The organism is Mycobacterium aquaticum, from assembly GCF_002086485.1.
Classification (GTDB): Bacteria; Actinomycetota; Actinomycetes; order Mycobacteriales; family Mycobacteriaceae; genus Mycobacterium; species Mycobacterium aquaticum.
The window spans coordinates 24,413-36,816 of record NZ_MVHF01000001.1 but is presented as its reverse complement, the minus strand read 5'-3'; the positions used below and the strand labels follow the sequence as shown (position 1 = coordinate 36,816).

Below are 12,404 nucleotides of genomic sequence, written 5' to 3'. Positions count from 1 at the left end.
ATAGGTTGGACGCGTGGCTCTTCCGAATCTCACCCGCGACCAGGCCGTCGAGCGCGCCGCCCTGGTCACCGTCGGCAACTACCGCATCGAGCTCGACCTCACCGACGGTGAGGGCCGGCCCGGCGACCGCACCTTCCGGTCCACCACGACGGTGGAGTTCGACGCGCTTGCCGGCGCCGACACCTACATCGACATCGCGGCCGAGGCGATCCGCAGCGCGACCCTCAACGGCGTCCCGCTCGACACGTCCGACTACGACGAATCCACCGGCATCGCCCTGCCGGGCCTGGCCGCACACAACGTGCTCGTCGTCGACGCGGACTGCCTGTACTCCAACACCGGTGAAGGGCTGCACCGCTTCGTCGACCCGGTCGACGACGAGGTGTACCTGTACTCACAGTTCGAAACGGCCGACGCCAAGCGAATGTTCGCGTGCTTCGACCAGCCGGATCTCAAGGCGACCTTCGACATCCAGGTCACCGCGCCGTCGCACTGGGAAGTGATCTCCAACGGAGCACCGGTTTCCGCCGAAACCTCGGGCAGCGCAACGGTTCACGTCTTCGCCACCACACCGAAGATGAGCACCTACCTCGCGGCGCTCATCGCCGGGCCCTACGCGGTGTGGCGCGACGAGTACTCCGACGACCACGGCACCATCCCGCTCGGCCTGTTCTGCCGCAAGTCGCTCTCCCAGTTCATGGATGCCGAGCGGTTGTTCACCGAGACCAAACAGGGATTCGGCTTCTACCACAAGAACTTCGGCACGCCGTACGTGTTCGGCAAGTACGACCAGCTCTTCGTCCCGGAGTTCAACGCGGGCGCGATGGAGAACGCAGGCGCGGTGACCTTCCTGGAGGACTACGTCTTCCGCTCCAAGGTCACGCGGTATTCCTACGAACGCCGCGCCGAGACCGTCCTGCACGAGATGGCCCACATGTGGTTCGGTGACCTCGTCACCATGCAGTGGTGGGATGACCTGTGGCTCAACGAATCCTTCGCGACGTTCGCGTCGGTGCTGTGCCAGGCCGAGGCCACCGAGTACACCGCGGCATGGACGACGTTTGCCAATGTCGAGAAGTCGTGGGCCTACCGGCAGGACCAGTTGCCGTCGACGCATCCCGTGGCCGCCGACATCCCCGATCTGGCCGCGGTCGAGGTCAACTTCGACGGCATCACCTACGCCAAGGGCGCCTCGGTGCTCAAGCAGCTGGTGGCCTACGTCGGGCTCGAACAGTTCCTGGCCGGTCTGCGGGACTACTTCCGCGACCACGCGTTCTCCAATGCCACCTTCGCGGACCTGCTGGGCGCGCTGGAGAAGTCGTCGGGGCGCGACCTGTCCGGCTGGGGCCGGCAGTGGCTGCGGACGACGGGATTGAACACGCTGCGCGCCGATTTCGATGTCGACGAGTCGGGTGCGTTCACCCGCTTCGCCGTCACCCAGTCCGGTGCGGCCCCGGGCGCCGGAGAGACCCGCGTGCACCGCCTGGCCATCGGCATCTACGACGACAGCGGCTCCGGCAGGCTGACCCGCGTGCACCGCGTGGAACTCGACGTCGACGGCCCGGTCACCGAAGTGCCCGAGCTGATCGGGATTTCACGCGGCCAGCTGATCCTGGTCAATGACGACGATCTGACCTACTGCTCGCTGCGGCTGGATCCCGTGTCGCTGCGGACCGTGTTGTCCCGCATCGCCGACATCGCCGATTCGCTGCCGCGGACGCTGGCCTGGTCGGCGGCGTGGGAAATGACCCGCGAGGCCGAGCTGCGGGCCCGCGACTTCGTGGCCCTGGTGATGAGCGGGCTGCACGCCGAATCCGAAGTTGGCGTGGCACAGCGGTTGCTGCTGCAGGCCCAGACCGCGCTCAGTTCCTACGCCGACCCCACCTGGGCCCACGAGATCGGCTGGCCGGCCTTCGGCGATGCGCTGCTCGATCTGGCGCGGGACTCCGCCCCGGGTTCCGATCACCAGCTGGCCTTCGTCAACGCGCTGTGCTCGTCGGTGCTGGCCCCCAATCACGTCGCCGTCCTCTCGACACTGCTCGACAACGAACCGGCCGCGGTCAACATGGCCGGTCTGGTGATCGACACCGATCTGCGGTGGCGGATCGTCACGGCGCTGGCGCGCTCCGGGCATCTCGACGCCGACGGTCCCGAAACCCCGTTCATCGACGCCGAGGCCAAGAACGACCCGACCGCTGCCGGCAAGCGCCAGGCCGCGGCAGCCTCGGCCGCGCGGCCGCAGGACGTCGTGAAGGCGGCCGCGTGGGAAGAGGTGATCGAGAACGACTCCCTGGCCAACATCACCACCCGCGCGATCGTCGGTGGTTTCGTGCAACCGGGTCAGGAGGAGCTGCTCACGCCGTTCACCACGCGCTACTTCGCGGCTATCTCCGGAGTGTGGGAGCGCCGGACGAGCGAGGTCGCCCAGACGGTGGTCATCGGCCTGTACCCGTCGTGGGACATCAGCCAGAACGGGCTCGATGCGGCGGACACCTTCCTGTCCGACCCCGAGGTGCCGCCTGCGCTGCGCCGCCTGGTCCTCGAAGGCCGTGCCGGGGTGGAGCGCTCGCTGCGCGCCCGGGCGTTCGACGTGAGCTGAGCCCTTTGCACCGCGAGCGTGCGCGTCTGCTTGCCGACACACCGTCACTGGCCGGCAGTCTGCGCACGCTCGCGGTGTGTTGAGCTGTCTTGGAAAGCACAAAGCCCGGTAGCGAAACCGTGGTCTCGATACCGGGCTCTACGCGCGAGCGTGCGCGGAATGCTGATGGTCAGCGGCGTGTCGGGCAGCAGACCCGCACGCTCGCGGTGCAAATCTCGAGGTGCAGGCGTCAGGCAGGGGCAACGCCGGCGGACAGCACGCGCACAGCGCTGATCAGCCCGTCGATCAGGTTGCCTTCCTTGAACGAGGCGGCAGCCGCGGAGACACCCAGGGGTGCGGCCTCTTCGATGCCACGGCCTTTCACGTCGGCACCGTAGACGACCTCGATCGCGTGCTGGTCGGGCGATACCGCCAACAGCACCGCGTTGTTCGGGGTCGGCACCTTGGCCAGGATCTCGCGGGCCGTGGCGGCGGTGTCGGCACCGAGCCCACCGATGTAGACCGCGAAGCGGGCCTTGGCAGCGCGCGAGCCGTACTTCAGCGCGTCGTCGAGGACCACGAGATCCATCGTCGGGAAGGGGTAGTGCACCGACAGCTCGCCGGGCTCGGTAACCCCGGAGATGCGCCCGCTCGACGTGATCGCGTAGCCGTAGGGCAGGTCGAGTTCGGTTGACGAGGTAGTCGCGACAGTCGCGACCTCACCACTTGCCACTTGCGCCCCCTCCAATGGTCACTCCATGCGAATCGTGGCCGCCATGCCCATGATCGGCAGGTTCGGCAGCTGCCCACAGAATCGGCTCGTGGGTCCACGGGTCCGACATCTTGTAGGTGGCCGGGTGCGGTCCCCTGCGGGTCAGGAAGATCAGCGCCAGGATCACGAACAACAACAGCGGAACCCCTCCGAGGAGGGAATGGGTAAGTGCTGTGCTCACGGCCAAACCGTATCAGCCGCACGCACCCGACGCGCCGACAGTGAACACTCCGCTACGCCGCGCCCTCGCCCAGGTAGCGGACCCACGCCGGATCGAGCTCCTTGATGGTCGACAACAACCGCCAATGCTGGCCTTTCGGGGGCATCGGCACCGTGCGCAGCGACCAGCCGAGCTCGGCCAGCAGCTTGTCGGCCTTGCGGTGATTGCATGCCGCACAGGCGGCCACACAGTTCTCCCACGAGTGTTCGCCGCCACGGCTGCGCGGCACCACATGGTCGACAGTGTCGGCCCGGCCCCCGCAGTAGGCGCAGCGGAAGCGGTCGCGGTGCATCAGCGCGGCCCGGGTCATCGGGATGCGGGCCCGGTACGGCACCCGCACGAAGGTGCGCAGCCGGATCACCGACGGCACGACGATGGTGCGGGTCGCGGAATGGATCACCGGCCCGGCCGGGTCGTCGTGCACGACGTCGGCCTTGCCGCACATCAGCATGATCACCGCCCGGCGCAGCGGCAGCGCCGTCAGCGGTTCGTAGGTCGAGTTGAGCAGCAGTACCCGGCGGCGGCCCCACACCGATGCGTCGGGGCTGGCCGGGGCCAGTGTCTCTACGCTGTGCAGCGGCCGATTTGGCGCGTGAGGCCCCGAAGGGCCGGATATGTGACCGGTCCGTCGTGAGTGGCCTTTTTTGCTGTGCGCCATAGAGCCTCCGAGCACACAGTCCACCACGGATCGGGTGCAATAGCACGACAAATTTGAGTGAGTTCACTGGTCGGGTTGGTGAACAGCGCATGACAATGCCCCTAGACCAGCTAAGTGCCGTTCGTCTGACCTGGGCTCGTTCGAGCGCCACGGACCGCGACGTCGTCGGCCCGCCGCCCGTGCACGGCGGTTGATCTGCACAATGGAGGGCGTGACGCAGGCTCAACAAACCTTCTACGACGAGGTCGGTGGCCACGACACCTTCCAAGCCATCGTGGCGCGGTTCTATCAACTGGTCCGCGAAGACGAGATTCTGCTGCCGCTGTACCCCGAGGACGACATCGACGGGGCCGAGGAGCGGCTGCGGATGTTCCTCGAGCAGTACTGGGGCGGCCCCAGGACGTACTCCGACCTGCGCGGACACCCGAGGCTACGGATGCGGCACGCACCCTTCCGCATCGGCCTGCTGGAACGCGATGCGTGGCTGCGGTGCATGCACACCGCGGTGGCGTCGATCGACTCGGCGACGCTGGACGACCCGCATCGCAAGGCGTTGCTGGATTACCTGGAAATGGCCGCAGACGCGATGGTCAATTCGGCGTTCTGATGGCCACGTGGTGGGAGCACGCGGTGTTCTACCAGGTCTACCCGCGCTCGTTTCGCGACAGCAACGGTGACGGGGTCGGCGATCTCGACGGGGTGACCGCGGGCCTGGACTATCTGAGCTCTCTGGGCGTCGACGCGCTGTGGCTCAACCCGGTGATGGTCTCGCCGATGGCCGACCATGGCTACGACGTCGCCGACCCACGCGATGTGGACCCCCTCTTCGGCGACCTCGACGCGCTCGACCGGCTGCTGGACTCGGCGCACGCACGCGGTATCCGGATCACGATGGATCTGGTGCCCAACCACACCAGCTCGGCGCATCCGTGGTTCGTCGAGGCGCTGGCCAATCCGGCCCGCCGCGACCGTTACATCTTCCGCGACGGCCGCGGGCCCGATGGATCGGTGCCTCCCAACAACTGGGTCTCGATATTCGGCGGCCCGGCCTGGACCCGGGTGACCGAACCCGACGGCACGCCCGGGCAGTGGTACCTGCACCTGTTCGACGCGGCACAGCCCGACCTGAACTGGGACAACCCCGAGGTGTTCGACGATCTGGAGAAGACGCTGCGGTTCTGGCTGGATCGCGGGGTCGACGGGTTCCGTATCGACGTGGCGCACGGCATGGCGAAACCGCCGGGCCTGCCCGACATGTCGGTGGTCGACACCGCGGTGCTGCGCAACAGTGACGACGATCCGCGGTTCGACAACGAGAGCGTCCACGACATCCACCGGTTCATCCGGACGGTGTTCGACGACTATCCCGACGCGGTGGCCGTCGGGGAAGTGTGGGTGCGCGGCAACGAACAGTTCGCCAAGTACCTTCGGCCCGACGAGCTTCACCTGGGCTTCAATTTCCGCCTGGTGCAAGCAGATTACGACGCTGACGAGATCCGCGACGCGATCGACAACGCGTTGGCCGCGGCCGCACTGGCCGGTGCCACCCCGACCTGGACGTTGTCCAACCACGATGTCGAGCGTGAGGTCACCCGTTATGGCGGCGGTGCTCGCGGGCTGGCCCGGGCCCGGGCCATGGCGCTGGTGATGCTGGCCCTTCCTGGCGCGGTGTTCATCTACAACGGTGAGGAGCTCGGCCTGCCCAACGTCGAGCTGCCCGATGCGGTGTTGCAGGATCCCGTGTGGGAACGCTCCGGCCACACCGAACGCGGACGCGACGGCTGCCGCGTCCCGATGCCGTGGCAGGGCTCCGAAGCACCGTTCGGCTTCTCCACCAACCCCGATACGTGGCTGCCGATCCCGGCCAACTGGGCCACGCTCACGGTCGCCCATCAAGAACACGACCCCGATTCCACGCTGGCGTTCTACCGGCGGGCGGTGCAATTACGCTCCAGCCGAAGCGAATTCGGAGGCAATGGGATCGACTGGCTCGACGGCCTGACGTTCCGCAGGCCCGGCGGGCTGGTGTGCGTGCTGAACGCAGGCGCCACTGCCCTACCGCTGCCGGCCGGTGAGGTACTGCTGGCCAGTGGACCGCTCGTCGACGGCACCGTGCCCCCGGACACTGCGGTCTGGCTGGTCTAGTTCCTCCGGCGAGCAGACAGAAAAGTCCGCGACACGCCGCGGTTTCGGTACCTCCGCGACTGCTCGCGAGATGGTCTAGCCCAGGACCAGCGCGGGGGCGCCGCGCCTGCGGTACACCGAACCGAAGCGGGCATCGATCCGCAGCCACGCAGCGTGCGCGCGTACCCGCACCATTTCCCCGGCGCTGAGTGACTCGCCCGACGCCGGCAGGAAACCCATTGCCGTCAAAGCGAATACGCAGCGCATCGGGATGCCGACAGACAACTCGTCAGAGCTGACCACCACGACATCCTGATCGAGCAGCGAGGTCGGCGGACCGTGCGCACCACCGTGCTCCTTGGCCAGGGTCGTGCCCTGTTCCGCGAGATCGAGCATCACCTTGGCGGGCACATCGTCGACATGGACGAATCCGGTGTCCGGCGGCAGTCCCCCGCGCCATGCCGAATCCATCGGCATCCCGGTGTCGACGTAGCCATGGTGCGACACCGAGAGCCCGGCCCTAAGCGCGTCGGCCCCCGCGGACAGATCACCGGGGCGGAGCCGGGCAGCGAGCACCCGGCTGGCCAGGACGTCGAATCCCGTTGCGACCCAAGCAACTACCTGCTCGCCGTGACCGCCCCGGACCCGCAGCCGCACCACCGCCGCATCGTCGAGCCGCAGCGCCCGGTCGACGAACGTCGCGAGGTCAGCGCGTTGGTGCGCGTCGTCGACCCACAGCCCGCGTTCCGGACCGCTCACCGCAGGTAGCGCTCCAGATACGCCCGTTGTTCAGACGAGAGGCGTTGCAGCCGTTGTTCTTCGATATGGACGGCGGCCAACTGCGTCTCGGCGATCACTGATGGTTTGCAGTCGGGATCGGCGTGTACGGGCCGCACCTCGTAACCCACAGTGAAGTCCACCGCACGTACCCGCTTGGACCACATCGTGACCTGCAGCGGCGAATCCACCAACCGCAGCTGTCCCTTGTAGACGATGTTGACCTCGGCGATCAGCAGACCGATCGTGGTGATCTCGGCGCCGAACGGCTCCCGCAGGAACGGGATCCGTGCCTCCTCGAGAATCGTCACCATGGTGGCGTGATTGATGTGCTGGTACATGTCGATATCCGACCAACGCACATGCACCGGCGCCGTGAAACCTGCACTCACCCGGTTGTTCCCGTCCCACTCGTCCTCGTCATGCTGCGGATCTGACGGGCCGCCACCGACAGCGTCGCCAAGTCCTGCAGCTCTCCCGCATAGATCTCGGTCAGCGTCCGGCGGGCACGCGCGACGCGGGAGCTGTTGGTCAACTCCCATTCGGCGATCTTCTGCTCACCGTTCTCGTCCGGCTCGCCAACCGCCATGACATCGAAGCACAATGCCCGCACCGACCCGTAAATGTCGTCGCGAATGGCCAACCGCGCCAACGAATGCCACCGGTCGTCACGACCCAGCATCGAGACCGCCGTGAGCAGCCCGTCGGCGCCCAGATGATCCATCAACGCGAAGTAGGCGTCGGCCACCTCGACCGGGTCCCGCTCGATGATGTCGGCGATGTCGATCACGTCGAGCAGGCTGTACTGGTAGAGCCCGGTGGCCACCAGATACGCCAGCTCCGGGGAGACTCCGTGCGAGACGAGCTCGCCGGCCTCTTTGTCGACGATGGCCTTGTCGGCGCCGCGCAGCCACTCCCCGATGCGCGGCGTCAGCATGGCTACCTTGTCGGCGAACCGGTTGATCTCGGCGCCGACGGCCAGCGGCTGGGGCCGGTAGTTGAGCAGCCATCTACCCGCGCGGTCGACCAGCCGGCGTAGATCCAGTGTCATGCGGTCGGTCACCGCGACAGCGACGCCCTGGTCACCAGCCGCGCGGATCTGGCGCCAGACGTCGCCGATCCGGAAGATCGCGTTGGTGGCCACGTAGCTGCGTGCCGCGTCCACCGGCCCGACCCCGACGTCCTCGGTGATGCGGTAGGCGTAGCTGATGCCGCTGGTGTCGACCAGATCGTTGACCAGCATGGTGGTGATGATCTCGCGGCGCAGCTGGTGCGATCGGATCTCGCTGTGGAACTCGTCGCGCAACCTGGCCGGGAAGTACCGCGGCAGCCGGGAGGCGAACACCTCCTGGTCGGGCAGGTCGCTGGCCAGCACGTCCTCTTTGAGAGCCAGCTTGACGTGGGCCATCAGCGTGGCCAATTCCGGTGAGGTGAGCCCGATTCCGGCTTCCGTACGGCGCCGGATCTCCTTCTCCGACGGCAGTGCCTCCAGCTCACGGTTGAGCCCGCGGTCGGCCACGAAGTCCTTGATCATGCGGGCGTGCACCGAGAGCATGCTCGCCGAGTTGGCCCGGCTGGTGCCCATCAGATCGTTCTGGTCACGGTTGTCGCCAAGCACCAACTCGCCGACCTCGTCGGTCATCGACAGCAGCAGGCCGGTGCGCTCCTCGGCACTGACCCGGCCCGCGGTGACCAGCGAGTCGATCAGGATCTTGATGTTGACCTCGTGGTCGGAGCAGTCCACCCCGGCGGAGTTGTCCAGCGCGTCGGTGTTGATCCGGCCACCGGCCAGATCGAACTCGATCCGGCCCAGCGGAGTCACGCCGAGGTTGCCGCCCTCGCCGATCACCTTGGCCCGCACCTGGTTTCCGCAGACCCGGATCATGTCGTTGGCCCGGTCGCCGACATCGGCGTCGGCTTCGGTCTCAGCCTTGATGTAGGTGCCGATACCGCCGTTCCACAGCAGGTCCACCGGGGCCTTCAGGATGGCCTTCATCAACGCAGGCGGGGTCAGCTCGTCGACGTCGCCCTCGATGCCCAGCGCGGCGCGCACCTGCGCGCTGATCGGGATCGCCTTCTGATCGCGGCTGTACACGCCGCCGCCCTCGCTGATCAGCGACTTGTCGTAGTCGTCCCAGCTCGACCGCGGCAGCTGGAACATCCGGCTGCGCTCCGCCCAGGACGTCGCGGCGTCCGGGTTGGGATCGAGGAAGATGTGCCGGTGGTCGAACGCGGCGACCAGCCGAATATGTTGGGACAGCAGCATTCCGTTGCCGAACACGTCGCCGCTCATGTCCCCGACGCCGACGACCGTGAAGTCTTGCGTCTGAGTGTCGACACCCATCTCCCGGAAGTGCCGCTTGACCGATTCCCAGGCTCCCTTGGCGGTGATGCCCATCGCCTTGTGGTCGTAACCGATGGAGCCGCCCGACGCGAACGCGTCACCCAGCCAGAATCCGTACGACTTGGCGACCTCGTTGGCGATGTCGGAGAACGTCGCGGTGCCCTTGTCGGCCGCCACCACCAGGTAGGCGTCTTCCCCGTCGCGGCGCACGACGTCCGGCGGGGTCACGACCGCACCGGTGGCCTTGTCGACGTTGTCGGTGACGTCGAGCAGGCCGGAGATGAAGAGCTGGTAGCACGCCACGCCTTCAGCTCGCGTCGCATCCCGGTCGACCGCCGGGTCTCCGGTGAGTTCCGGGGGTTGCTTGACGACGAAGCCGCCCTTGGCCCCGACCGGCACGATGACGGCGTTCTTGACCGCCTGCGCCTTGACCAGGCCCAGGATCTCGGTGCGGAAGTCCTCTCGGCGATCCGACCAGCGCAGCCCGCCGCGGGCCACGAACCCGAACCGCAGATGCACACCCTCGACGCGCGGCGAGTACACGAAGATCTCGAATTTCGGTCGGGGCAACGGCAACTCGTCGATCAGCCCGGGGTTGAGCTTCATCGCCACCACACCACGCTGACGCGCCGAATCAGGCCGCTGCACATAGTAGTTGGTGCGCAGCGTGGCCTGGATCAGGCTGGCGAACGCGCGGAGCACCCGGTCGGTGTCGAGACTGACCAGGGCATCGATGTCGGCAGCCACTGCCGCGGCGGCACTCTGGGCGTCGCGCGGCGCTGCGCCGTCGCGTTCGGCGCCCGGCGGGGTGAACAGTGCCTCGAACAGCTCGACGAGTGATCGCGCGGTGTGCGGGTTGTCGTTGAGCACCGACTCGATGTGGTTCTGGCTGTAGGGGAATCCCGCCTGGCGCAGGTATTTCGCGTACGCCCGCAGGATCACCACCTGCTGCCAGGTCAGCCCGGCGCGCAGCACCAGCTGGTTGAACCGGTCGATCTCGGCATTGCCCTGCCAGATGGCGGTCACCGCGTCGGCGAAGCGCTGCGCGGTGGCTGCCTGGGCTTCGGCATCGGGCGCGTCGGGCATGTTGCGTTGCCGCGAGACCTTGAACTGGTAGATCCAGACCGGCAGACCATCCGCGCGGGTGACGGTGTACGGCCGTTCCTCCAGCACGACGACGCCCATGGACTGCAGCATCGGCAGCAGCTCGCTCAGCGACGCCGAATGCCCGCCGAGGTACCAGGTCAGCTGGGCGATGCGGTCGGCCCCTTCGCTGAACACCAGCTTGACCGAATTGTCCTGCAGTTCTTCGATGATCGCGATGTCGGTGATGGCGTCGGCCGGCGTGACCGCCTGCTTGTAGTCCTGCGGGAAGGCGGTGGCGTAGTGCTCGACAGCGGCAGGGTTGAGGCCCTTTGCCGAACCGATCAGCCGGTCACCCCAGTTGCGAGTGGCCTCGGTCAGCAGATTCTGGATCCGCGACTCGTTCTCGATCGAGGTGTCGACCCGGTGCGCGCGTTCGCCGTCGGGCAGCCGCACGGTGAAATGAACTACTGCCCACGGGGATTCACTGACCCGCGCGGAGTAGTCGATGCTGACCCCGCCGAGTTCGCGGACCAGGATGTCCTGCATCTCCAGGCGTACGGCCGTGGTGTAGCGATCCCGCGGCAGGTACACCAGGCACGAGACGAAATGGGCCAGTTGATCGGCACGCAGAAACAGCAGGGTGCGGCGTCGGGAGCCCAGATCCACCACGGCCATGGCCATTTCGAGCAGCTCTTTGGAGCTCAGCGCGAACAGCTCAGGCCGCGGAATGGTCTGGATGATGTCGCGCAGCAGCTGCCCCGGATGGCTGGGGTCGCGGTGGGCCATCGCCAGGGCTTCCTCGGCGCGCCGTGAGACCAGTGGGATCTCAAGCACATTGGCGTTCATGGCCGCGATGGTGAACAGACCGACGAAGCGGTGCTCGATCGCACCGGCAGGACTGCCGCTCTCGCGGACCACCACCAGGTACGGATAGGCGCCGTAGCGCAGGTAGCTCGGGATGGTCGCCTGGGCCAGCACCAGCAGATCGTCGGGATTGGTCAGCGGCGGCAGGACATCCTGTCGCAGCCGCAGCACGCCCAGCCGGCTGGCCGGGTCGACCACGGCCTGGCCGTCACCCACCGCGCACTGCTGGTAGCCCAGGAGCACGAAGTGACCGTCGGCCAGCCAGCGCAGCAGCGCCGCGACGTCCTTGCGATCGGCGTTGGGGAAATGTCCCTCGACATCGGTGGCCAGGTCGTTGGCCAGACCGTGCAGCGCGGCGGCCATGGCCCCGGTGTCCAGGCCGACCTGGCGGGCATCGGCCAGGATTCCCGGCACCAGGCGGGTGGCCTCGGTGAGGGCCCCGCCGTCCGCCGCGCCACTCACGGGAATGAGGATCCAGCACTCGTCGACGCCGTCTCCGGGCACCGCGTCGGCCACCGGCCTGATGTCGAGCAGTTGCCCGTCGGCATCCCGGCGGACCCGGAACACCGGGTTCATGATGGCGCTGTAGGCGATGCCGAGCCGGTGCAGCAGCACCGTCACCGAGTCGACCAGCATCGGCGCCTGGTCGGTGACGATCTGCAGAGCCGGTCCGGTCTCGGCGTCACCGGGGTACACCGCGACGTTCGTCTCGCCGGGTGCGCGCCGGGCACCCAACCGGTAGTGGGCCGCCACGGCGCCATCCGACACGAGCCGTTCGGGCGCGCTGATTGCGATCGGCCCGGTCGTGGTGGCGCCCGGCGCGTCAGCCTGCGGCCCCCGATAGGTGGACAGCAGGGCCACTGCAAGGCGTTGGGTGATGTCGGGCGTTGGCTCCGGACCTCCTGGGACGCTGGTTGTCTGGTGTCCCTGAGATTGCGGCCATGCCGTCATACCGAATACTCCTGACTCACGCCCACACAC

The 12,404-nt window shown here is 67.5% G+C and carries 9 protein-coding genes; 3 read left to right on the top strand and 6 right to left on the bottom strand.

Going from position 1 to position 12,404, the window contains the following annotated elements:
- Positions 1 to 13 precede the first annotated feature (13 nt).
- Entirely contained in the window at positions 14 to 2,599 is a 2,586-nt protein-coding gene (pepN, locus tag BST13_RS00140) for an aminopeptidase N (RefSeq protein WP_083159402.1), read from the top strand.
- A 229-nt stretch (positions 2,600 to 2,828) separates the two neighbouring features.
- On the opposite strand, the gene BST13_RS00135 is transcribed toward pepN, so the two are convergent.
- From BST13_RS00135 to BST13_RS00125, 3 genes are read right to left on the bottom strand one after another with little or no spacing between them, the layout of a single operon-like run.
- Complete coding sequence (locus BST13_RS00135) at positions 2,829 to 3,311, bottom strand: DUF5130 domain-containing protein (RefSeq protein ID WP_083159401.1); 483 nt, start codon at positions 3,309 to 3,311, stop codon at positions 2,829 to 2,831.
- The gene (gene ctaJ, locus BST13_RS00130; protein ID WP_083159400.1) at positions 3,298 to 3,531 is read right to left on the bottom strand and encodes an aa3-type cytochrome oxidase subunit CtaJ; all 234 of its coding nucleotides are present in this window, start codon (positions 3,529 to 3,531) and stop codon (positions 3,298 to 3,300) included. Before ctaJ ends, BST13_RS00135 begins: the two co-directional genes overlap by 14 nt.
- 52 nt (positions 3,532 to 3,583) lie before the next feature.
- Positions 3,584 to 4,228 (bottom strand): HNH endonuclease, encoded by a 645-nt coding sequence (locus tag BST13_RS00125; protein ID WP_083159399.1) that lies wholly within the window; start codon positions 4,226 to 4,228, stop codon positions 3,584 to 3,586.
- A gap of 202 nt (positions 4,229 to 4,430) precedes the next feature.
- Here BST13_RS00125 and BST13_RS00120 point away from each other — a divergent pair, with 202 nt between their 5' ends.
- Positions 4,431 to 4,835 carry a globin gene (locus BST13_RS00120; protein WP_083159398.1) on the top strand — a complete coding sequence of 135 codons (405 nt, stop codon included), beginning with the start codon at positions 4,431 to 4,433 and terminating at the stop codon, positions 4,833 to 4,835.
- On the top strand, positions 4,835 to 6,373 hold the full coding sequence (locus BST13_RS00115; RefSeq protein WP_083159397.1) for a glycoside hydrolase family 13 protein: 1,539 nt from the start codon (positions 4,835 to 4,837) through the stop codon (positions 6,371 to 6,373). Before BST13_RS00120 ends, BST13_RS00115 begins: the two co-directional genes overlap by 1 nt.
- A 75-nt stretch (positions 6,374 to 6,448) precedes the next feature.
- On the opposite strand, the gene BST13_RS00110 is transcribed toward BST13_RS00115, so the two are convergent.
- Genes BST13_RS00110 through BST13_RS00100 form a run of 3 tightly spaced genes read right to left on the bottom strand, consistent with a single transcriptional unit; the run spans position 6,449 to position 12,302 of the window.
- On the bottom strand, positions 6,449 to 7,111 hold the full coding sequence (locus tag BST13_RS00110) for a DUF8185 domain-containing protein (protein WP_083159396.1): 663 nt from the start codon (positions 7,109 to 7,111) through the stop codon (positions 6,449 to 6,451).
- Positions 7,108 to 7,521, bottom strand: coding sequence for an acyl-CoA thioesterase (locus BST13_RS00105; protein ID WP_142282696.1), 414 nt, complete (start codon positions 7,519 to 7,521; stop codon positions 7,108 to 7,110). The genes BST13_RS00110 and BST13_RS00105 overlap by 4 nt, the downstream gene beginning before the upstream one ends.
- Complete coding sequence (locus tag BST13_RS00100; RefSeq protein ID WP_083160018.1) at positions 7,518 to 12,302, bottom strand: NAD-glutamate dehydrogenase; 4,785 nt, start codon at positions 12,300 to 12,302, stop codon at positions 7,518 to 7,520. The genes BST13_RS00105 and BST13_RS00100 overlap by 4 nt, the downstream gene beginning before the upstream one ends.
- Positions 12,303 to 12,404: the final 102 nt, after the last annotated feature.

Bases quoted from the DNA above. Each gene is read 5' to 3' on its own strand.
- BST13_RS00125 (WP_083159399.1), bottom strand. From the start codon at position 4,228: ATGGCGCACAGCAAAAAAGGCCACTCACGACGGACCGGTCACATATCC.
- BST13_RS00120 (WP_083159398.1), top strand. From the start codon at position 4,431: ATGGAGGGCGTGACGCAGGCTCAACAAACCTTCTACGACGAGGTCGGT.
- BST13_RS00115 (WP_083159397.1), top strand. From the start codon at position 4,835: ATGGCCACGTGGTGGGAGCACGCGGTGTTCTACCAGGTCTACCCGCGC.